The following is a 22,753-nucleotide window of genomic DNA, read 5'->3' on the forward strand; positions in this document are numbered from 1 at the left end:
TAGATTCAAAGAGTTTCAATCCCAGAAAACTTAATGATAAATACCAGAAGAGTTTTTAAATGAGGCTCACCTGAATGGGAGTGGAATATTACAAGCATATAGCTTAAGATTTGCTTAGGATAAAAGGAGTGGTTGGAAGAAAATCAGAGAAAAGAAGATGGAGGGTTAGTAAAGATGAGAATATCTTGCCTTCCATCGCTTGTGGAACCAGAACCAGCTAGATGGGTTAGCAGAGATAACTTGCTCAGTTAGCTTAGCTTGTGATTGAGTGGCTTCATAAATATCAGATTCATAATTCTCTGTATTTTTTGTTTTGATAGGAGGATAAAATTTGATTTGAAATTTTGAATAATCTGTATTAAAATCAATGAATACGGGCACAATATCAATTCCAAATCTTCTTGAAAGTATTGAGGCAACAGTGGTATGAGTAACTTCTTTACCAAAAAAATCGACCTCTATTCCCTCATTTCTAGACATATGTTGATCGACTAAAATTCCAGCTAATGCGTTTCCTTTAGCATACATTTTTAGCAAATGTTTAAAGGCTCCTTTTTTATCAATGAGTTTCACACCCCAATATTCTCTGCGGCTAATAATAAGTTTGTTGATGGCTTGGTAATCCGTAAGCCTTCCTAAAGATGCCAAATTGCATTGCCTGTATCTCTCAGGAAGTATTGTGGCCATTGCCTCCCAATACCCAAAATGACCCCCCATAAAAACAGCGCTTCCGTTTTTTGCCAAAGAATCTAGAATATAGTGTTCATCAATAATTTCAAATCTACTCTTGTATTTTGCTCTAGGCAAATAAACCACACGAATACCTTCTAACAGAATAAATGAAAAATTTCTATAACATCTCTTGATAATTATTTTTTTATCTTCTTGGCTTATTTTATCCCCATAGACTATACCTAAATTTGTCATTGCGTCTTTAAATCGTCTCTTATCAAGAATTCTCATTATCCATGCAAAAAAATCAACCGCATACAAAAAGCATCTATGAGGAATTTTTGCCAATATAAAGCCAAAAAAATTCACGATCGCTTCAAGTGATTTTGTCAATACGTTCAAAGTATTTTCCTTATGGATTTGAATATCTCCTCTGCAGAAATATTTTGAATTGAAAAATCATTTTTATCACAATTGGCGTTTAAATTGCCACTGAGTGAAATATTTCTCTCTCCAATCACTTTTAATCTTTCTATGGGAGTATTGCCATATAAAGTAATGGAAGGCCTACCCATAGCCCACCCAAGATGTGTCACACCAGTATCCCCGCCAATGACTACATCCACCTTTGAAATCAGTGCTTTAAGTTCATCTTGACTAAGTTCAGGTAAAACCAAGGCATCTATAAAGGTGTGTATTTGTGCAAAAACTTCTTGTGCTTTTTGAGGATTTCCTTTCCAAGGAAGAAGAATTTTTGTGTTTTCATTCTTGAGAAGTTTTGCTAATTCAACATACTGTGCTATGGGGTAAGTTTTAGATTCTATCGACGCTTCTAGTATAAACAAAATAGTTTTTTTACTACCATCAAAAACTCCAAGAGAGGCTATTTTTGATTGAGATGCTTGAGTAAATCCAAAGGCCTCAGATCTGTTTTTAGACACTTCCTCAACCCAATGCTCGTGACTTTCTCCCTCAAGCACAACATCAAACCCTCCTACTGCTGAAAACAAAACTTTTGCATTGCGTTCTAAAATATTTTTCTCATAAGCAATATCAACTCCCTCGTCATAAAAATAAGCTGCCACTTTCTCACGAATAGAGTTTTTATTGAAACCAACAAATCTTTTTTTATCAATAATCTTTCCTACAATCGCGGATTTTAAAAGTCCTTGCATATCAATGATTAAATCGTACTCTCCATAGGATTTTAAGGTTTTATAAAGTTTATAAAATTGATAAGGATTGAATGAGTGAAAAATTTTTTTAAAAGGAAGTTTATGGATCTTATCAATACAAGGCGAGTGCTCAAGTATTTGCGAAAATCTCTCATCAACAAACCAATGCACTTCTATATCGGGATATTTTTTTTTAAGATATGGTAAAAAAACCACGCTTACAATGATGTCCCCCAATGAGGAAAGTCTAATAATTCCAATTCTCAATTAAATCCTTTTATCGTGGAATTTTATATCAAAATCTACAGGTTTAATTAGTTTTTGCACAATTTCTGTTGATAAATAAAGTTCTTTAGAAGAATTCACTTTCAACGCACCTTTTTCATAGGAATAAGAAATATCTTTAGGGGGTGTGAGCACACACATTGCTTCTGCCATACCTAAGATAAAACTAAGCCATTGCAGAGTTAAAATAGGGGGCATAATATCACTGATATGTGCGATAGAAATATCTTTTGGAATTTTTTTATTGCTAAACTGTGCCAAAAGACAAATGATTGCCTTATCTTGATGAGAAAATCCATAATCAAGTGCATGAAGCAAAAAATAGGCACTATGCTCGTGAGAATCGTAAAAACTCAAAATCCTACCCACACTAGAAAACATCCCTGCACAAGATAAATGAAGTTTATATTTTTCATCAATCTTGTGTAATGGTTTGAGAGCATCAAAAATTCTCAAACACTGATTTTTAACATTTTCCCCATGGCGAGAATAGGATAAAAATCTATCTTTAAGTGCGTTTAAAGATGGATTCAAGTTGTTGGGAAAAGAATATTTCTGATTGCGCAACAAATCACTTAAAAAAACTCCCTCTCTGACACCAACACCACTAGTGATTATGTTTTTAGCCTCGAATTTTTTAAGTAGCATAGCAAATATCAATGCTCCACTTTGAATATTATCCTTTCTATCTTCTGTAACACCTATTGAAGAGAGTTTTTCTTCTTCAATAGCATAAATTCTTTCTATGAAGGAGAAATGTTTTTTTACATCCACTTCATAACCATGTAAAACATCAATAGGATATTTTGAATTCCTCATTATCATCTTTGAGATAGCCCGAATAGTCCCGCCAATACCAAATACATTGAAATGTTTATAAAATTGAGGTATTTTTTCAAGCTCTTTTTTAATAAATTCTTTTGCAATGTCTAAATCTTGATTTTTATCAAAAAAAAGCTCTTTGAGTCTTATTGTACCGATGTTAAGGGAAATCAAATCAATAATTTTACCTTCCTTGATGATGGCACATTCCGTACTTCCTCCACCAATATCAATAGTGATTCCATCTTTTTTGTGAGAAAGATTTGCACAGGCGATGCCTCCATAAAAAGCCTCTTTCTTCCCATCAATGACCTTAATATCTATTCCACAAGCTTGCTTGACTGCTCTTAAAAAGTCTCTTGCATTAGGAGCGTCTCTGATGGCACTTGTAGCGACACAAAAAAGCTTTCTGCTACCGTATTTTTCAGAGATTTGCTTGAATTCTATTAAAGCACTCAAAGCCCTTTTCATAGGAATTTCTTGCAACATCCCACCAAATTCATAACTACCTTCTGATATCCTAACCTTGGACTTGATTTCGCACAAAAGGTAAAAACCAAATCGACTAGTCTTACGAAAAATCGCCATTCTCGCCGAATTAGATCCGATATCAATAACGGTCGTTACTTTTGCCATCACTCACTCTTTTGAAGTTGTTCGTATTTATATTTCAACTCTTCAAAACTTTCAACATTGTCAGGATCAGGAGAAATAGCATCCACAGGACACGCACCTACGCAATTTGGCTCATCGTCATAACCCACACACTCAGTGCATTTATCTGGATCAATAACATAAATAGGATCTCCTTCGTCAATAGCTTCATTGGGACACTCTTCTCTACACGCATCACATGCAATACATTCATCATTTATCAATAAGGACATATCTAAACTCCAATAAGATTTTTGCGATTCATCTTTTAGCTAAAACATTCTTAACATTTATTTAATCCAATGCTTGAACAAAAAACATATCGACCCCATAAGAACTTTTTTCATCTAATTCACTGACATCAGAGGGCAAATCACACAAGATAATCTTAGAATTAGGAACAGATGCAATTAAATTTGAAAAATCTTGGGTGATATAAAAAACCTGTGCTTTTGCAAAAATTGCAGATTTAAGGTTTTTTAAAGAAGTGATTTTTACAATAGGAATGAGTGCAAGTCTGATTGCAAACTCGCACATACTCGCCAAATCTTTACCCAAAATCTCTGCATCAAGCACGATGCAATCACTCCCGTAAATACAAGACTCTAATATCTGGTATTCATTAAGAAAAATATCATTGTGTATAATAAACTTTTGAGAATATCTCCTTAGTTGCGTCAGACAATCAAAATCACCTGCTCCTAAAATATTTTCTTCATAAGTAGTCCTAAAATCCACCATTATGAACTCTGAATCTAAATCTATCACAAAAGAAAGTCTCTCATATGAAAACGCTGGGTAATTAAAACATTTTTTTGCAATTTTTCCATCTCTAGCTAAATCACTCACCAAAGCTCTAGGGACATAAGGGTTATATGCTAAAGTCCTTCCTAAAAAATCAAATGGCAAAAGCCCTTCTCTACGCTGAATACTTTTTTTAAGATTTTCAAAAGTTTTGAGAGAATAGTGCATCATTTTTGACAAGACTGAATACTTTGAAAATGCGAGTTCAGCTCGGGTTCAGCTCGTATTTGATCATCAGGTATGGTTGCAAAAATCTTTTTAGCTTCTGCACATTTTCCAAGTTTATAATAACCCCAGGCAAGAGAATCCACATAAGAAATTGAGCTTGGATCAATCTCTAGTGCAACCTTCACATAATCAATTCCCTTCTTGATATCAATGTCATAATCTATAAGCATATAACCCAAAAAATTATAAAAAAATGCATCTTGAGAATTCAAATTTTCCTTGATGGATCTGATTTCTTCTTTTCGTTCTTTGATGGATGTTTCTAGTTTTTTAACGATTCTTTTTATCTGATTTATTTGAGGATGTTGTAGAGATTCAAATAAATAAATCGCTTCAAGTCCTAAATATTTTGGGTTTTGTCTTTCTTGATAAATAAGTCCTGCCTGTTTAGAGGCTGCTGCAAAATTCTTCTGCACCACATATAATTCTAACAAAAGATGCCTGTTTAGGGGAAATTTTTGTGCAATGTCTTGTGCCTGTTTGTATTTTTTTTGAGAAGCAAGTATCCAAATCAAATACCTTGCATTTTCTACGGTAGGAGATTTATCATAAATATTTTGAAAAATTTTTTGAGCATCATTCATATCGTTAAGACGGGCAAAAATATCAATGCTTTTTTGACAAAGCTGATCTGAGCATCCATATTCTTGCAAATGCGATTTGAGCAAACTGAGTCCAGTATTAGAATTATTCTTGGTGAAATAAATCATCAATAGTTTGCCCAATGCCTCTTCATCGTGAGTTTGATTATAATAGCTATCCAAAAGCAAGAACGCTTTGTCAAATTCTTTTTCACTTAAATAAAGCGTACCTAAAACATTTTTCACAGGCAAAGAATCTTCTTGCTTTTTGATATTTTCTAATAGTGAGATTGCTTTTTTAATATCCCCCATTTTCATATAAGTATCTACCAATATCTTGTTGGTAGATAGATCATTTGTATTTTTAGTGGTGTTTTGATAAATCAAAGCCAATTTTGAGGCGGTCTCTAAATCACCCATATTCGCTGCAGATATTGCCGCTTCTTTAGCGTAAGAGATATTTTTTGTCCTCTCATAAAGAGTGAGGTACCCATCCTTTGCAGCAGCAAAATCTCCTCTATTAAAGGCATCTGAACTTAACATTAAATATGAATCTTCTGAAAAAGTGTTTGCATTCAAGCAAATACAGAAAATCAGACAAGAACTCCTAACTAGATTTTTTTTAAGCATTTCACACCCTTGCATAGTCTGTACAAATCCTTTAATATTTTTTTATCTATATTTTCCTTCTTATAACCCTCCCAAAATGGGAAATCTACGCATTGTTTGGGTCTGACTTCATAAATAAGGCATTTTTTGGTATTATCATCAAAAAAAATACAGGCCTGACCATCTACACTCATCTTCTCTAAAAATGAAAATTTATACCCTACCTTTTTAACATAAGTTTGTGTGAATTTATCAAATGAAATATTCAAAAAATTACTAATTTTCAACATTTCATCAATATTGGCAAAAATGTATCCACTTTCACCCACACAACATTTTCCTCCACAAGTATTGCACTCACTTTTATCAAAACGAAAATCAAATTCCATTCCAAGCCTTTTGACAACGATATTGGGAGATTATATAAAAGAAAGCCCTAAAAAGGGCTTATTACAAGAAGAAAATCTGAGTATTTTTAGAAATTATATTTTAAGGTTACCACACCTCTACCCATTAGCATATCTCCAACGAGTTGAGAATAAACAAGAGATCCACTGAAATCTTTAGTGAATTTATAGCTGATCTGTGGAGATATCTCAAATAACTCAGAGTCTTGAGTTAGGTTTGTGCTTCTAGCAGGAATGACCCCCCCCCTATTTTTTATTGGCATTCCTGCTGCTTTGGAACGAACCGCTTCATCTCTAAGTCTTTCTGAACCTTGTCTCATATAAGGAAATCGGTTGCCATTATCATATCCGTTCCCAACCCATACCAAATCAAGTCCAAGACCAAAACCATTGTGAAATTGATATTTATGAGTAAAATACACTGCTTGCAAACCTGTATTTTTTACTGATCCTGTTCCTGTCCAGCCAAATCCCATAATGCCACCAGCAATAATACCATTCCACAACTGACCTCCCACATCAAAGCCACCTTTACTATCTAGCATTGTTCCATATCCCTGACCAAAACTTCCGATATAGCCTAATTTTGTAGTGTAGCCTGCAAATTTAAGATTTGCTTGTAGATTAAAAATACCCCTAGTCTTTGCAATACCACCATATGAAGTACCATCTCTGAGCAAACTAAAATAGCTTCCTAAAGCTTTACCTTTTGTGTGGAATGCCTCACTATCATTCATCACTGTTCCAGCAACTTGACCTAATACACCAACAGAAAGACCATTATCAAAATCATATTTATAATGAACATCTCCAAACATCATCAGATCATAAAGTTTTTGTGCCCAACTATAATAAAGCTTGAAACCCAGTCCTTTTATAGGCAAACCTTTATTGCTCTCAATACCCATTATGACGAGGTTATTACCGATACCAATTGTGCCTTTTTCATTCATCATTAGCATAATATTATCTGTCATCCAGCTATCATAAGCAGAAATATAAAGTTTGATGCCTGTAATATCCTCATTGGTGATCATGCCCCCAAGTCCCCTATCTCCCCAAGTAGTTCCGGCATTGAGTGCTGATACAATATTCATTTGACCTAATCTTATGGTGGTTTTTGTAGATTCAAATGTTTTATTTATGTAAAGATTACTGATATTAAAAACATCTGGAGCAGAACTTTGATCAATTCTAGGAGCCCTAGAACCACCAATAGCATTATCTGATGTTACAGCATCAGGCACACCTGGCCCATAGGCTGCAAACACTCCCACAGAAAGACTATATCCATTCACCTCTCCTGAATGAATAGTTGGCAAGAAAAACATCTGATAACCCTGACCTGAACCATCTCTCCCATCACTATAAAAATACTTCCCTCTAACCCAGCCATCTAAAGTGGCATTTTCTATGGCATCTTTAAGCGAACTAGCACTCAAAACCGCTGCACTTAGACAAACCAAAGAGGCAATCTTTAACATCTTCATCCTGAAACTCCTTAATTTTTTGTTAATAAATCGTTAAGACAAATTTATTATAATTGGAGAAACTTAAAAGAGAATTAAGATATTTTTATTAAAAAAATGTTTAAAAATGATTTCACACTCCACAAGTTCCCTTCAATAAGTATCTTTATAACGCAATACTTTTTACTCTAGTGTGGGTTTAAAATTTTTAAAAATTATAGGTAATCTGCAATCTAGTTCTATTTAACGATATATCTCCAAATATACTTGCATAATAAATCTGAACTGTTAGCTTTTTACCCACTTTATATGAAATACTAGGAGTGATCTCAACAAAAGACGCATCCATTGTTCTTTTATCTGGATATCCAGCCACTTTTCCCCTATAGTCCCTGCCTTCTGTATGTGAACCTGCCAACAATAATGGGTGATTATTTTCCCCGCTTATCCACGCCCCATCTAAAGTAAGGATAAAAGATCCGATTTTATAATCTAATTGTGCATAAAGAGCATTTATAGAAGTATTTTTTGTAGCCCCACTACCCAAAAAACCAAATCCATCTGCACCGTGACCTTGCGAACCATTCCAAAGTTTTCCTGCAGTATTAAAACCCCCAACATTATCTAGTAATGCCCCATACCCATCACCAAAACTTCCTGCAAAACCAACTTCTGCATAAAATTTATGTATCTCTACGCTCGCTTGAAGATTGTAAAGTCCTCTATTATTAGCTATATCCTGCATGTGTCCAAAAGGAAGTGATTCAGCGTCGACTTTATTGGAAAAATAAGTATTTAAATAAATGCTCTTGCTTTTAAATTCAGCGATCTTATTCACCCCACTTGCAGCAATCTGCCCCATTACCTTCACATAGGTATGTTCTCCGAAGTTATATCTATACCCCAATTCTGCAAATATCATATAATCAATAAGATGATGTGCCCACAAATCATAAAGTTTAAAATTCAAATGATGCATAGCATTTTCATCTAAATCATAATCTCCATCTACTCCTGCAATAACAAGATTATTCCCTATCCCCGCACCCTTTTTATTGGAATCTCCAGTTAATTTACTTGCTTGTGCGACAATATAAATATCATCAGTGATCCAAGTATCATAACCTGAAAGAGAAAATTTCAACCCATTAATATCTGAATTTTGAGCAAAAGCACCAATACCCCTATCCACGCTTTTGTCAGTGAAAGGACTGATAATATTCATTTGACCAATCTGAACACTTGTTTTTGTATTGGAAAAGTTTTTGTTAATATAAAGATTGCTGATATTAAAGACATCTGAACCACTCATATCAGTTCTCACGCCCCTACTTCCTTGTATATCATCGTTAGTATAATTCCCTTCATCTGGAGTGCCTGATCCTTGAGAGAAAAATATACCCCCTGTGAGCGAGTATCCATCTATTTCCCCGGAAGTTAGATCTATTTTTGTGCGAAACTGATAGCGTTGTCCCTGTGCATCTTTACCCCCCATAACGCTGTAGCGACCAAAAGCAAAGCCTTTGATATTTGAATTTTCAAGAGCATCTTTTAAAGATGATGCCTCAGAAACGCTCAAACCAAACCCAAGAGTAATTGCTAAAACTTTATATTTCATTGACTTCCTTAATTTATTTTTTGCAATATTATTTTTATCGCAAAAAATACTATAAAGAACTCACTTTAAATATTCTGAAATGATATTGATATGTGTTATTGTTTTTGATATATGTAAGGCATTAATCTCATAGTGCTATTTCTGGTTTATAAGTGCTTTTTTCTATATTGATATAAAACTCTAAAATGAGCTTGTCATCTTTTTGTGCTTTTCTTATCACAACAGGTAATAAAATTTCAACACTCATAGGAGTATTTTTAAGCTCCCCCAATAGAGTATTCATCGTCTGAATATCGGTTACCTCTCCACTAACAAAATATACCTCTTTTTTGATTTGCTTTTCTAAATTATTTTCACTACTTTTTTTGATAACTTCGATATTTTTAAAATATTTTCCCAAAAATTTTGCAAGTTTATCACTAGTAGAAGGGTAATTAATCGCATCTAAAAAATGCTGATTGATAGTTTTTGTTTTTTTCAAAGATGCCTGAGCGGTATTAAGATCCTTTTCCACTTGATTGAATATAATTTTTGCCTTCTTTTCATCAATATGCTGTTGCTTATAAGCTATTATCATAGGCCACAAAGCATAATTCATACTCACTCCAATAAGGATACAAAACACAAGAAAAAAAATCATATTTCTTATTACGAGTTCAGCATCTATCTCAATATAGAAAAAATCTCTTGTTTTAATTTTTTTATCATTTGACTTCATTTTTGAGCTTCCTCTGATTCAGGAGATTCGATGATAGAAGTTTTTGATTTACTGAGAGAGACAAAATTATACCAACCGCTTGAGAGAGGAAAAAACGTTACAGAACTTTTTCCAAAAATTGCCTTCAAAGGATCTTGAAGCAAGAAGTTGAAAACTTCTTTTGAAGGTGTTAAGCCCTTCAGTCTCAAAGAATCATTTCCAATTTCAATATAACTGATAGTGATTTGATCAGGAATAATATTAAATAAATTTATAACTGCATCACGTATCATAACATTATGAACTCCTCTATCTTTGGCGAGTTCAGATTCCAAAACTATGCGTGCTTCATAGGCATCAATTTTCCTTATCTGGGCATAATAAAATGCCTGTTTGTCGTGATAATTATCCACTCTTGCTTTGGAGAGAAAAATCTGGTATTTAAGCAATGAGGCAAACCCAAATAAAATTACCAAGGAAAAAATTATATAAAAAATCCATACCTTGGTGATTTTGGTAAAAATATACTTAGGCTTGGAAGCAATGAAACTTAAATTCATTTTTTTGTCCTCTCAAACTCTATCCTAGAAAGATCTGCAAGTGCATCTGTTAGAGAAAAAGATTTCTTTGATACTTGAATCATCATCTTATCTCTTAGATAATCCAATGCCCCTTCACTCATTCCATAAACATCTAAAATAACAAACTCCTCAATAAACTTGCTATCGTATAAATCGTTGGAATAAAATTCCATTAAAGAGTTTTGAATGATATCTGCAACAACAGAGACTTTGTAAATATCATCTACCTTCCCCTTTGTAAGATTTTCTTCTTGATTATCTATAAGGAGTTTTTCGTTCAGCTTATTGATAAAAATATCAGAATCCAAATCTTCTAAATCTTCAATTTCGTCATCAAAATCTTCTTCAATTTCTTCTTTATGATCTTTGGGAATCACAACATCAAAGAAATTTTCTGTATTTGTATCAGAAATATTCACATCTTCCATTTCTCCTTCTACCATAAAGTATCCCCCAAAATAAATCTCAGCATTATCTGCGACAAGCAGAGAAATACTGCTTCTTTCTTGAAGAATATAAAGTCTTGTTTTGCTATCAAGTTCATTTTTTATCTTCGAATAAATAATCACAAAAGGAGAAAATAGATAGTCAATTCCATTGATTTTAAAAAACTTCTCTATATTTTCTTTAATTTCTGCATTTTTTATATAGACCTTCCAAGTTTTAAAATCAATTATATTACATTCTTTTGCATCGATACCGTATTTAGAATAATCTTCTTTTTTTTCTTTTGATCTGATTACCCCTTGATTATAGCTCTTTGACATTACTCCTATATAGCAAAAAGAATATTTTTTCTGATATTTACGGATAAGTTTTACCGCTTCTATGGGAATTTCATTGTTGATGGTTTTAAATTCTCTATTGATATTTTCTAATGTTTTTCCATCTTTTATTCGGATGATTTTAATAGAACACGTCCTTCCATCAATATTTATCCCAATAAAGACATTTGAAAAAAACGTTCTGATCAGCTTAGGAAAATTAAAAATACTCATTACAAATCCATTGTTTCATTTTGAATAATTCTACCAAAAATGAAATATTTTGTCATAAAGATTCTTCCATTCGCTCTTGCACCAATCTTTTTGCCTCCTGCATACTCATATCTTTGGGAATAAAAAAAGGTTCTAGCATGTAATAATCTATTGTGGAAAAAGGTTTTGGTATTTTGAATTTATCCCAAGTACGGAGTTCATAATAACGGCTGAAAACAACTTTAGTGACACTTACTCCAACACCTGTTTTTTGAGCCATGGCAACCACGCCATCTGCTATATGATGATAAGGTCCCCTAGGTCCATCAGGAGTAATCCCCATATCCCAACCATCTTTTAAGTGGCGAAAAGACTCAATCAAAACTCTAGTTCCTCCCTTATTTGTAGAACCCCTAATAGTATGAAAACCAAAAAAACTGTAGAGTCTTACCATCAACTCTCCATCAAAATGATTGCTAGAAATGACGCAAATTTTGGATTTTTTTTTGGATTTAATATACGCAAAAGGCAACATTAAGAACTCTCCGTGCCAAAAACTTGAGATAAAATTAGTTTCTTTAAGTCCTTCATAAAGATGAAATCTATTTTTACAACTCAAATATAATAGCCACATGACACACCATATCAAACGAGGTAAAATAGCTAAAATAATCTTTTGCTTGAAGCCTTTTAAGCTCATATAACAGGTCTTCCTATCAAGCTCCCACCTTCATTATGGATCACTTTCACACTCACAATATCACCTATCTTAAATACCTCATCAGGAATTTTAATTAGCTTTCCATTATCACTCCTACCTTCAGAAAAAACGTCTCCTGTTTCCTTTATATTTTCTACTAAAACCTGATGGGTATTGCCTATTTCTTTTTTTGCTTTTAGAGTGAGAATTTCTCGATGCATGGCTTGAAGTCTAGAAAGCCTAGCAGATGCTATCTCTGAAGGAACCCTACCTTCATCTCCCCAAAGATGAGATTCAGTATGCGGACGTGGAGAGTACACAAAACTATAAAGCGTATCAAATTGAACCTTTTGAAGAACATCCATTGTGTGATCAAAATCCTCTTCGCTCTCTCCGGGAAATCCAACAATAATATCTGTTCCAATAGTAACATTAGGGAGAAGGGATTGAAGTTTTTGGACTCGATTGAGATACCATTCCTTGTTGTATCCTCTCCTCATTTTTTTTAAAATATTACTAGATCCACTTTGTAATGGCATATGAATGGATTTACATACTTTTGTATTGGTGGCAAATTCCTCCAAAAATTCATCGTCCATATGTAAGGGATGAGGAGAAGTAAAACGGATCCTTTGAATTCCTTCAATATCGCTTATTTCTCTAAGCAAGTCCGCAAAATTTATCCTCTTATGCTTAGTAGAAAAACGAACCCCATAGTTATTGACATTCTGGCCTAAAAGCATTAATTCTTTAACTCCATTTTGAGCAAGTTTCCTGGCCTCAGAAACAATCATATCTGAAGGAATTGAGATTTCTTTCCCTCTTGTATGCGGAACGATACAATAGGCACATTTCTTATCGCAACCTATGGATATATTTAACAAAGCTTTCACGCCAGTATTTCTTGATGCATCAAACACATAGGTGCTATCATCATAATCAAGCTCAACTTCCACAGCTTTGTTTTTATGAATCACTTCAGAAATCTTTGAAACATTTCGTGCTCCTAGTACAAAATTTACGCTTGGAGCTTTTTTAATAATCTCTTCTCCCATATGACTTGCAGTGCAACCACAAACACCAATCTTTGCACCAGGCTTTTTAATCTTAGCAAACTGCCCTATTTCAGAAAAAAGTTTGCGTTCAGGTTTTTCTCTCACGCTGCAGGTATTGATGAGTATGAGGTCAGCCTCTTGAGCCTCATGTGTGAGCTCATAGCCTTCTTTGGATCTAAGTTCTGCTATCATATGCTCACTATCTCGCATATTCATTGCACATCCCAAAGTTTCTATATATAGTTTCATTCAAACTCGCTTAAACGATATGAAGCTCATAAATGTAATCTTTTTCATCAAGTCCAAATTTGACTTCTGAGAGATATGCATTCCTCCCCTTGGATTGAAAAAAACTAACCGCTTTCAAAAGATCTTTATGATTATTTTCCTTATCAAAATAGAACAATTGGTTATGATTTGGTTCAAGTTTTTGAGCCAACTTCTCTAAAGTGATTTTCTGAGGTTTTTCTTCAATGCTTGTTTTTGCGAGTATCAATTCCATTGCTACAGCTCCATGTTTAAAATATTCTTAGATGACATTCTAGCTAGATTTGCCTTATAGAAAGTTTGATATTCCAAGAAGGATTAAAAACATTTTGAATAAAATTCTGTTATAATGTCCGCCAAACCTCTTCGATTTGACATCGAAAAATCTCCCTGCTTCGTTAATCTTCACAATCAAGCAAATTTCGGGATAAAACTTAAGAAGGAATTAAATGGAAAAAATACTAGACATCATAGAGCTAATTGCTTATGAAAAAGGATTGCAAGTTTCAATGGTTTCGCAGGTTGTTAAAGATTCTATCATCAAAATGGCAAAAAAAGAAATTGATGAAAATATTGAGTACTCTGTGGAAGAAAATCAAAAAGATAGAACATTAAAGCTTGTCCAAACCCTGATTGTATGCGAAGATAAAGATGTGATAGCCAATGAAAATTCTCATAAATTTATGCCTATTTCTAAAGCCAAAGAAATGTCGCAAGATGTAAATATTGGAGATGAAATCAAATATGAACTAAGTTTGGAAGACATGAGTAGAAATGCTGTGAATTTGTTATTCAAAGATCTAGAATTTAATATACAACGTACCATCGAAAATCAGCTCTTTGAAAAATTCAAATCCAATGTCGGTAAAATTATCACAGGGGTTGTTGTGAGAGTAGATGAAAATCAAAATACGTTTATTGAAATAGATGAAGTGCGTGGCATTCTTCCTATAAAAAATCGCATTAAAGGTGAAAAATTCGTCGTAGGCAATACCGTTTCTTGCATTCTCAAACACGTTGGGATTGATAGAGATGGGATTCATTTGGAACTCTCGCGCACAACTCCAAAAATGCTAGAAGAACTCCTCAAACTTGAAGTTCCAGAGATTAAAGATGGTGAAGTCATCATAGCAAAGAGTGCCAGAATACCAGGTGAGCGTGCAAAAATTGCTGTTTATTCTAATAATCCAAAAATCGATCCCATTGGTTCTAGTGTGGGGGTTAAAGGGGTGCGTATAAATGCTGTAAGCAGAGAATTGAATGGGGAAAATATAGACTGTATTGAATACTCTGAAGTCCCTGAAATTTTTATTTCCAAAGCAATTTCACCAGCAAATATCATCAGTATCAAAATTCAGCCTCCTGAAAGTGAAAATTTCCCACCTAAGGCGATCATAACGCTTATGAGTGATCAAAAAAGCAAAGCAATTGGAAAAAATGGTATCAATATTCGTCTAGCTTCTATGCTCACAGAACATGAAATACAACTCATTGAGATCACTTCGGAAAAACAAGCTCATCACCAAGAAACAAATACATCAAAAGTCGGTGTAGATGCTTTGCAGTCGCTATTTAAGGATTAGAATTAATCTTTAAGAATGCAAAGCCAATATATCCCTAATTTTAACAGGGATAAAGCCTATTCTCTCTCCGCTCACATTCACGCAAAATTTATTTGAGGTATCCCGAGAATGAGTATGCCCGTGTATATTTAGCGAACAATCGCACATCCTATAAACACTATCTAGCATATCTCTTGTATCACAATAGCGATCATTTTTTTTTCTGCTCATTACAGGAAAGTGAGAGAACATGACACGATGAATTCCCATATCAAGTACGATGGCATTTAAAAGTTTGTCTTTTTTAAAAGCCTTGCCCCATTTGAGCTCCAATTTTTGTAAGATTGCTTTTTTATTGTCTATCTTAAGCTTTATTTTTTTACATAAACTCCAGTCCTCATAATCTTTTAAAAGCTTATATTTTTTCAGATCATTATTCCCCACTAGGAGTTTTTTATTGCCATTTAGTTTATGGAGATACTTATACCCTGCATTAAAATACAGATCTCCAAGATGCAAAACAAAATCTCCAGTATTGATATTGGCATTCCATACATTCACGCTATAACAATCAAAGTTATCAAAACCATTTTTCATTGCCAAAATATTACGCACAGGCTCTTTTAAAAGAACATCAGAATGTCCAAAATGGCTATCAGAAATAACAAAGGTATCCAAACTTAAATGAAATTTCATTGGGTTTTTCTCAAAATGAATTTTTGTTATTTTAGTTTATTTTTTATTAAATTCCACATAAACGATAAAAAACCTAAAATACCCATCATTCCGCCAACAAAAAAAGCTATTTGATACCCAAAATGAGCATAAAGATACCCGCCCAAATAAGAACCCATAGCACCACCTATGAAAAACATCACCATATATAATGAATTAAGCCTAGCTCGAATATCATTTCCAAGTACATAAATTATACGTTGCCCAATAACAAGATTTAAAGACACACCAAAATCAAGCACAATCCCACAAAATGCCAACCAAACAAAAGCAACAATACGATTTTCTATATAAAAAATTGATAAAAACATTGAAATACCTACAGCTAAAAGGGCTATTCCTGTTGCCCAATCACTTTTGCCGCTATCTGCGAACCTTCCTGCCAATGGTGCAACCAATGCACCTATGACTCCTATAAGGGCAAACAATGCGACTTCATTGTTATTGAAATCAAAAATTTCAACTAAAACCAAGGGGGTAACAATCCAAAACAAACAAAAAGCACCAAAAGCTAAAAAATGGTAAAAGCCTCTCTGTCTTAGAATTGAAATAGTTTTAAATAATCCCAGCATTGAATAGATGAGTTGGAAATAATTTAATCTATGTGATGGTTTTCTAGAAGGAATAGCAAACAAAAACACGACTGCCAAAATCAAACTTAACACTGCAGAGATGAAAAATACTCCTTGCCATTTTATCACTCCAGAGACAAAGCTAGAAAATGGACGTGCTAACATAATTCCAAAAAGTAACCCGCTCATAATCTTTCCTATTGTTGCTCCTGTATTTTTAATACAAGACATTGATGCTCCAAATGGCACAATCATCTGTACGCTAGAGGCAGAAATACCCACACATAAAGACATAAAAATAAGTTTGTAAAAACCCTCAGAAATACTTATAAAAAATAGCGCTAAGGCATTCAAAAGTATCATAGAAATTATCAATCTCTTATTTTCAATCACATCAAGCAAAGGTACAAGAAAAAACAATCCTATTGCATAGCCAATTTGAGTAAGAGTAGTTATTAAAGCAATATCATTGATAGGAATACCCAAAGAATCAGAGATATTCGCCAGTATGGGCTGAGCATAATACAAATTAGCTACTATCACGCCAACAGCAATAGCAAATAAAAAGTTTAATGATTTAGTGCTATCTTTTGACTTCATCAATAATTTCCCCATTTTCAAAACGATAGATTCTATGTGCAAGCTCAATAGTACTAGGACGATGTGCAATGAGAATGATAATTTTATTTTTAGCTATACAATCAATGGTATCTTTGAAATCTTCTTCTGTTTTTGCATCTAATGCGGAGGTTGCTTCATCCAAAATCAGCACTTCAGGATCTTTATAGATAGCTCTAGCAATAGCTATTCTCTGTCTCTGGCCACCGCTTAAATTTGCTCCAAACTCATCTAAGATCGTATCAATCCCATTGGGTAACTCAGAAACAAAATCCCAAGCTTGTGCTTTTTTTAAGCTTTGAATGACTTTCTCTCTGTCGTATTTTCCTCCGTATGCAACATTGGCACAAATACTATCATTAAAAATAAAAATTCTCTGTGTCACGATAGCAATATTATCTCTTATACTCTCTTGTCTATAGGACTGTATGGAAACATCATTGATAAAAATTTCTCCAGAATTTGGTTCATATAAACGCAATATCAAATTTACAAGTGAGCTTTTTCCACTACCGCTTTTGCCAACCAACGCAACGATTTGATTTTTAAAAAACTCCACATTCACTTTATTTAATGCACGTGTGTCATCATATTTTAAACACACATCTTTGAAACTAATCCTTTCAATAGGTGCACAAAGAGATGCTTCTCCATCTTTTATTTTGGGTTCTCTATCAAGTATTTCAAAGATCCTATCAGCAGCAACAAAAGCTTCTTGAAATGAGGAAGCAATATTAACCAAACGCTTAAAAGGAGTATAAAGCATAAAAAGAGCGGTGATGAAAGAAAAAAATGCTCCTGCACTCATTTTTCCTGCAATGACCTCAGCTCCCCCTAGATAAATCACCAAAGCAATAGCAATAGATCCCAAAAACTCCATTAGCGGAGAAGATAATTGTCCAATCAAGGTCGCCTTAAGCCCCAACTTGAAGAATTTATGATTTTCTTCTGTGAAAATTTTTTGTTCTATCTTCTCGCCATTGCTTGCCTTGATGATTTCTACATTGTTGAATATTTCTGAAAGCTTTGCAGTAATATCTGAATTCTTCTCTTGATTGAGTCTTGAGATTTTTTTGATTTTTTTAATGATACTAGCTAATGGATAAATTGCTAAAGGCATAATAATAAGTCCGACCACAGCAAGTTTTGGACTCTGGTAGACAACAACACACACAAGCCCTATAACCGTAAGAGATTCACGAACAAATTCAGCTAAAAAATTTGAAACACTCGCACGAATAAGACCAATATCATTAGTGATTCTAGATATTAGCTCTCCACTTCGCATTTTATTGAAAAAATCTATTTCCATTTTTAGCAAATGCTCTAGCATACGATCACGAATCTTTCTAATAATGTCTAGACCAATGTAATTCATAAAATACATCTGAACATACATTCCAAAACTTTTTCCAAAATATGCCAATACAACTAAAAATGGCAAAAAAACAAGCATTGAAGTATCTTTTTTGATAAAAATATCATCTAGAACTGGTTTGACTAAATATGTTCCCCAAGCAGTACAGCCTGCGGTAAGGAGTGTGGCTAAAAATGCAATAAAAAAATGATAATAGTACGCCTCAATATAAGGACGAAACCTCTTTAAAAAAATTCTCATCAAAGTGCCTTATATAAATTCAATAAGTCTGCTAATGTTTCAAGAAATGATCTCAAATCCAGCATCTAAAATTGCATCTGAAATCATTTTTTCATTCGCAGGAAATTCAAATTGAACATTTACAATTTTTTTTGTCAAATCCACTTCAATCAACTCAACTCCATCAATTTCTCCGACAAACTTTTCAATCTTATCAACACATTTTTGACAACTCATTCCAGCGACTTTGAATTCCTTTTTCATTTTAAATCCTTAAATTTAAATTTTCTTAGCCTCTGGGCATTTAAAACAACACTAAGGCTACTCAAACTCATTGCTAAAGAAGCAATCATAGGGTTTAAAAGGATCCCCGCTTTATATGCAACTCCACAAGCTAGAGGTATGAATATGACATTATAACAAAAAGCCCAAAATAAGTTCTCTTTAATATTCTTTATCGTTGCTCCACTAAGTGAAATGGCATTCACAACAGATTTTATATCATTATTAAAACTAATAATATCTGCTACTTGAACACTCACATCGCTTCCTTTTGCCATCACTAAAGAAATATCCGCACTAGCTAACGCAGGAGCATCATTCATCCCATCGCCCACCATCATCACAATTTCTTTTTCTTTTTTGAGGGATTTAATTTTTTCAAGTTTGTCATCAGGCTTTGCTCTTGAAATAGCTTCATCAATACCAATTTCATCTGCAATAGCCTGAACACTTGATGAATTATCTCCACTCAAAAGAATTGTCCTAATATCCATATTCTTAAGTTTGGCGATATATTCTCTGACTTTAGGCTTAAGTTTATCTTTGAGTATAAAAGCTCCTAATAAGCGATCATTATCTCCTTGTTCTCCAACCAAAACAACGATAGCTTCATCATTTGGAAGATTTAAAGGAGCCATGAAGTTGAAATTTTCCTCATTCCCTAGCTTGATAATTTTCCCATCAATATTTGCACTGATACCAAAGCCTGCCTTTGTGTGAAAATCTTTGGCATTTTTGGGTATTATGTGCTCAGTTTTGGCATATTCAATGATAGATTTAGCAATCAAGTGTTCACTCCCACTTTCTACGCCACTTGCTAAGGCTATCATTTCTTTTTTATCTAATGTGTCATCAAATATCAAAACTTTTTCAACCATAGGTTTTCCAACGCTCAATGTGCCTGTTTTGTCAAACACAACTGTAGTAACTTTCTGTGTATTTTCTAATGCTTTAGCATTTTTAAAAAATATACCTCCATAAGCTGCCCTTCCACTTCCTATCATAATAGACATAGGTGTTGCAAGACCTAAGGCACAAGGACACGAAATAACAAGCACACTCACAAATATTTGAAGTCCAAAACCAAAATCTTCTTGATACACCCACCAAAATATACCTGCTAAAACTGCAATCATAATCACGACTGGTACAAAAATTCCTGAAACTTTATCAGCAATTCTAGCAATAGGAGCCTTGCTATCTTGTGCATTTTGAATCAAATGAATAATCTGACTAAGAGTACTATCTTTTGAGGATTTACTTGCACGCATCAAAAATGCTCTATCTGTATTAATAGTCCCTGAATATACATTATGACCAGAAACTTTAAAAACAGGAAGCACCTCTCCTGAAAGCATTGATTCATCAATATTGACCTCACCTTCAAGGATAATTCCATCTACGGGGATATGACTACCTGGAAGAACCTTTATGACATCATCAATAGAAATTTCATCAATACTGATTTGTATTTCTTTGTTATTTTCTACCTTTATAGCCGTTTTGCTTGTATGGGACATAAGCCTCTTAAGTGCATCTGTAGCTTTTAATTTTGATTTTTCTTCAATGCTTTTGCCAATAAGCACGAACATAATAATCATACAGACACTCTCAAAATAAAGTCCATTAACCTGTGCACCCATAAAAATATTCACAACCAAATAAAAACTATAAAGGAACGCACTTGCTGTACCTATTGCAATAAGTGTGTCCATATTTGGATTACCTGCAAGTAAAGATCCAAATCCTCTAAAATAAAACATTCTTCCCATATGCATTACAATAAGTGTGAATAAAAGTTGCAAAACTCCATTTATCTTGGGGTGAAGCAAAAAAGATGGTATGAAGGCATCAAAAAACATTCCAATCATTGATAAATACAACGTACCTAAAGTAAAGATAATCGCCAAAATTAGCTTTATTTTACGAGAAAGGAATTTTTTTTCAAACTGCTCAAACAATCCTTTAGCTTGATTTTGTGTTTGTGTTAGCTGATCTAGACTTGGAGAATATCCAAGTTTAGTAATGATGGCAAAAATTTCTTCCAAATTTGTCTTGCCCTCTTCATAGGAAACTTTAGCGGTTTTTGAAAGCAAATTTACCTCTATGTCATAAATAAAATCTTTTCTCTTTAAAGAACGTTCAATCCCTAAAGAGCAAGCCGAACAAGTCATACCTTCAATATAAAACCTCTGTGTTTTTATATTTTTCACAGACACATTGTTCCCTTTTTATCAGCTATGAGATCTTTCATACTCAAATAGCTATTGAGGGCACAAACATATGCTTTTGCAGTGGCATTCATCGTATCAATATCCATTCCATGACCAATTATAGCGGGTTTTCCCTCTTCAAATTCAACCTTTACCACTACCTTTGCCAAGGCATCTTTTCCGCCACTAAGTGCTTGAGCTTGATAATCTTTCAAATTTCCCTTAATGCCAGTAATCCTGTCAATGCCCTTTAAAATACTATCCACACTTCCATTTCCTAAAGCACAATCACTGTATTCAATTCCATCCCTCTTGATACTCAAAACTGCAGAGTATTTCCCTGAAGAATTTGCACTGATTTGAATAAGTTCAAGAGAAAAAATTTGCGGTATATGGATAGTTTCTTCATTTAAAATTGCACGAATATCATCATCAAAAATCTCTTTTTTGCTATCGCAAAGAATTTTAAAACGTTCAAATGCAGCATTCAATTCATCCTCTGTAACACTAAATCCCAAAGATTTAATCTTATCCTTAAATGCCGCCCTACCTGAATGTTTCCCAAGCACTAAAGTATTGGCTTTAATGATTCCAATATCAGCAGGTTTCATAATTTCATAAGTCTCAGGATTTTTAAGCATCCCATCTTGATGAATACCACTTTCGTGTGCGAAGGCATTTTGTCCCACTATGGCTTTGTTTGGTTGGGGTCTAATACCTGTAATATCTGCGACCAATTTACTAGAAGCATAAATTTCTTGAGTTTTGATTTTATTACTAAAGCTGCCAAACAAATCTTTTCTAGTTTTTAATATCATCACAACTTCTTCAAGTGCTGTATTTCCGGCACGTTCACCCAATCCATTTATGGTGCATTCTACCTGTCTTGCTCCATTTTGAATCCCATAAATAGAATTCACCACCGCCAATCCTAGATCGTTATGACAATGTACAGATAAAGTTGCTCTTGTGCCTACAAAATCTGAAATTTCTTTGATGATGCTACCCATCTCGCTTGGAAGTACATACCCTACAGTATCAGGGAGATTAAGAGTGTTGGCTCCTGCTTCCATAGCAGCTGCAAGAATTTCTTTTAAAAATCCTATGTCACTTCTAGAGGCATCTTCACAACTAAATTGCACATCATCAACCAAACTTTTAGCATATGTAATAGAATCAACCGCTCTTTTAATAACCTCATTTGGTTTCATTTTTAGCTTATATTCCATGTGAATGGGGGAAGTTGCTATGAAGGTATGAATTCGTTTGGATGTGGCTTTTTTAAGTGCATTTGCAGCTGCCAAAATATCCTTATCAATAGCCCTACAAAGAGAACAAATGGTGCTTGTTTTTACAACCTCTGATATCCGCTCAATTGCTTCAAAATCCCCTGGACTAGCTGCTGCAAACCCCGCTTCAATAATATCCACACCTAATTTTTCAAGTTGTTTTGCTATTTTAATTTTTTCTTCAATATTCATTGAAGCACCAGGACTCTGTTCGCCATCTCTTAAAGTTGTATCAAAAATCTTAATCACACTAGACATTCATGATCCTTTTAATTATATTATTT

General features: G+C 33.8%; 22 protein-coding genes. 1 reads left to right on the forward strand and 21 read right to left on the reverse strand.

What is annotated here, in order from left to right:
• Window positions 1-165: 165 nt before the first annotated feature.
• The 15 genes from BKH42_RS06055 to BKH42_RS06125 all read right to left on the reverse strand — a co-directional run bounded on the left by BKH42_RS06055 (window position 166) and on the right by BKH42_RS06125 (window position 13,836).
• Window positions 166-1,074, reverse strand: coding sequence for a lipid A biosynthesis lauroyl acyltransferase (locus BKH42_RS06055; RefSeq protein WP_095295732.1), 909 nt, complete (start codon window positions 1,072-1,074; stop codon window positions 166-168).
• Window positions 1,071-2,114, reverse strand: a complete 1,044-nt coding sequence (gene waaC / locus BKH42_RS06060) for a lipopolysaccharide heptosyltransferase I (protein WP_095295733.1) — start codon at window positions 2,112-2,114, stop codon at window positions 1,071-1,073. The genes BKH42_RS06055 and waaC overlap by 4 nt, the downstream gene beginning before the upstream one ends.
• The gene (locus tag BKH42_RS06065; protein ID WP_095295734.1) at window positions 2,115-3,590 is read right to left on the reverse strand and encodes a Ppx/GppA phosphatase family protein; all 1,476 of its coding nucleotides are present in this window, start codon (window positions 3,588-3,590) and stop codon (window positions 2,115-2,117) included.
• Window positions 3,590-3,841 carry a YfhL family 4Fe-4S dicluster ferredoxin gene (locus tag BKH42_RS06070; protein WP_095295735.1) on the reverse strand — a complete coding sequence of 84 codons (252 nt, stop codon included), beginning with the start codon at window positions 3,839-3,841 and terminating at the stop codon, window positions 3,590-3,592. Before BKH42_RS06070 ends, BKH42_RS06065 begins: the two co-directional genes overlap by 1 nt.
• A 61-nt stretch (window positions 3,842-3,902) precedes the next feature.
• The gene (locus BKH42_RS06075) at window positions 3,903-4,583 is read right to left on the reverse strand and encodes a hypothetical protein (protein ID WP_257874278.1); all 681 of its coding nucleotides are present in this window, start codon (window positions 4,581-4,583) and stop codon (window positions 3,903-3,905) included.
• Entirely contained in the window at window positions 4,580-5,851 is a 1,272-nt protein-coding gene (locus BKH42_RS06080) for an ATP-dependent nuclease subunit B (RefSeq protein ID WP_095295737.1), read from the reverse strand. The genes BKH42_RS06075 and BKH42_RS06080 overlap by 4 nt, the downstream gene beginning before the upstream one ends.
• On the reverse strand, window positions 5,833-6,219 hold the full coding sequence (locus BKH42_RS06085) for a YkgJ family cysteine cluster protein (RefSeq protein ID WP_095295738.1): 387 nt from the start codon (window positions 6,217-6,219) through the stop codon (window positions 5,833-5,835). The genes BKH42_RS06080 and BKH42_RS06085 overlap by 19 nt, the downstream gene beginning before the upstream one ends.
• Window positions 6,220-6,305: 86 nt before the next feature.
• Window positions 6,306-7,727, reverse strand: coding sequence for a hypothetical protein (locus BKH42_RS06090; protein ID WP_095295739.1), 1,422 nt, complete (start codon window positions 7,725-7,727; stop codon window positions 6,306-6,308).
• A gap of 187 nt (window positions 7,728-7,914) precedes the next feature.
• Window positions 7,915-9,324, reverse strand: coding sequence for a major outer membrane protein (locus tag BKH42_RS06095; protein ID WP_095295740.1), 1,410 nt, complete (start codon window positions 9,322-9,324; stop codon window positions 7,915-7,917).
• Window positions 9,325-9,451: 127 nt separating this feature from the next.
• Entirely contained in the window at window positions 9,452-10,042 is a 591-nt protein-coding gene (locus tag BKH42_RS06100; RefSeq protein ID WP_095295741.1) for a hypothetical protein, read from the reverse strand.
• Window positions 10,039-10,581 carry a hypothetical protein gene (locus BKH42_RS06105; protein WP_095295742.1) on the reverse strand — a complete coding sequence of 181 codons (543 nt, stop codon included), beginning with the start codon at window positions 10,579-10,581 and terminating at the stop codon, window positions 10,039-10,041. The genes BKH42_RS06100 and BKH42_RS06105 overlap by 4 nt, the downstream gene beginning before the upstream one ends.
• Complete coding sequence (locus BKH42_RS06110; RefSeq protein ID WP_095295743.1) at window positions 10,578-11,600, reverse strand: hypothetical protein; 1,023 nt, start codon at window positions 11,598-11,600, stop codon at window positions 10,578-10,580. Before BKH42_RS06110 ends, BKH42_RS06105 begins: the two co-directional genes overlap by 4 nt.
• Window positions 11,601-11,652: 52 nt before the next feature.
• Window positions 11,653-12,213 (reverse strand): lysophospholipid acyltransferase family protein, encoded by a 561-nt coding sequence (locus tag BKH42_RS06115; protein WP_343286869.1) that lies wholly within the window; start codon window positions 12,211-12,213, stop codon window positions 11,653-11,655.
• Between the two features lie 62 nt (window positions 12,214-12,275).
• On the reverse strand, window positions 12,276-13,583 hold the full coding sequence (gene miaB / locus BKH42_RS06120; RefSeq protein WP_095295745.1) for a tRNA (N6-isopentenyl adenosine(37)-C2)-methylthiotransferase MiaB: 1,308 nt from the start codon (window positions 13,581-13,583) through the stop codon (window positions 12,276-12,278).
• Window positions 13,584-13,593: 10 nt separating this feature from the next.
• Entirely contained in the window at window positions 13,594-13,836 is a 243-nt protein-coding gene (locus BKH42_RS06125) for an HP0268 family nuclease (RefSeq protein WP_095295746.1), read from the reverse strand.
• Window positions 13,837-14,050: 214 nt separating this feature from the next.
• On the opposite strand from BKH42_RS06125, the gene nusA reads away from it, so the two are divergent.
• A complete protein-coding gene (nusA, locus tag BKH42_RS06130) occupies window positions 14,051-15,184 on the forward strand; it encodes a transcription termination factor NusA (RefSeq protein WP_095295747.1) in 1,134 nt (377 codons plus the stop codon).
• Window positions 15,185-15,193: 9 nt separating this feature from the next.
• On the opposite strand, the gene BKH42_RS06135 is transcribed toward nusA, so the two are convergent.
• The 6 genes from BKH42_RS06135 to BKH42_RS06160 are packed head-to-tail and all read right to left on the reverse strand — an operon-like array spanning window position 15,194 to window position 22,727.
• Window positions 15,194-15,859, reverse strand: coding sequence for a metallophosphoesterase (locus BKH42_RS06135; RefSeq protein ID WP_095295748.1), 666 nt, complete (start codon window positions 15,857-15,859; stop codon window positions 15,194-15,196).
• A gap of 26 nt (window positions 15,860-15,885) precedes the next feature.
• The gene (locus BKH42_RS06140) at window positions 15,886-17,070 is read right to left on the reverse strand and encodes an MFS transporter (RefSeq protein ID WP_180674001.1); all 1,185 of its coding nucleotides are present in this window, start codon (window positions 17,068-17,070) and stop codon (window positions 15,886-15,888) included.
• Complete coding sequence (locus BKH42_RS06145) at window positions 17,054-18,706, reverse strand: ABC transporter ATP-binding protein (RefSeq protein ID WP_095295750.1); 1,653 nt, start codon at window positions 18,704-18,706, stop codon at window positions 17,054-17,056. Before BKH42_RS06145 ends, BKH42_RS06140 begins: the two co-directional genes overlap by 17 nt.
• Window positions 18,707-18,745: 39 nt before the next feature.
• Complete coding sequence (locus BKH42_RS06150; protein WP_095295751.1) at window positions 18,746-18,949, reverse strand: copper ion binding protein; 204 nt, start codon at window positions 18,947-18,949, stop codon at window positions 18,746-18,748.
• Window positions 18,946-21,180 (reverse strand): heavy metal translocating P-type ATPase, encoded by a 2,235-nt coding sequence (locus BKH42_RS06155; protein WP_275542220.1) that lies wholly within the window; start codon window positions 21,178-21,180, stop codon window positions 18,946-18,948. Before BKH42_RS06155 ends, BKH42_RS06150 begins: the two co-directional genes overlap by 4 nt.
• On the reverse strand, window positions 21,177-22,727 hold the full coding sequence (locus BKH42_RS06160) for a 2-isopropylmalate synthase (protein ID WP_095295752.1): 1,551 nt from the start codon (window positions 22,725-22,727) through the stop codon (window positions 21,177-21,179). Before BKH42_RS06160 ends, BKH42_RS06155 begins: the two co-directional genes overlap by 4 nt.
• Window positions 22,728-22,753 lie beyond the last annotated feature (26 nt).

The sequence above is a fragment of the Helicobacter sp. 13S00482-2 genome (assembly GCF_002272795.1).
Lineage (GTDB): Bacteria > Campylobacterota > Campylobacteria > Campylobacterales > Helicobacteraceae > Helicobacter_J.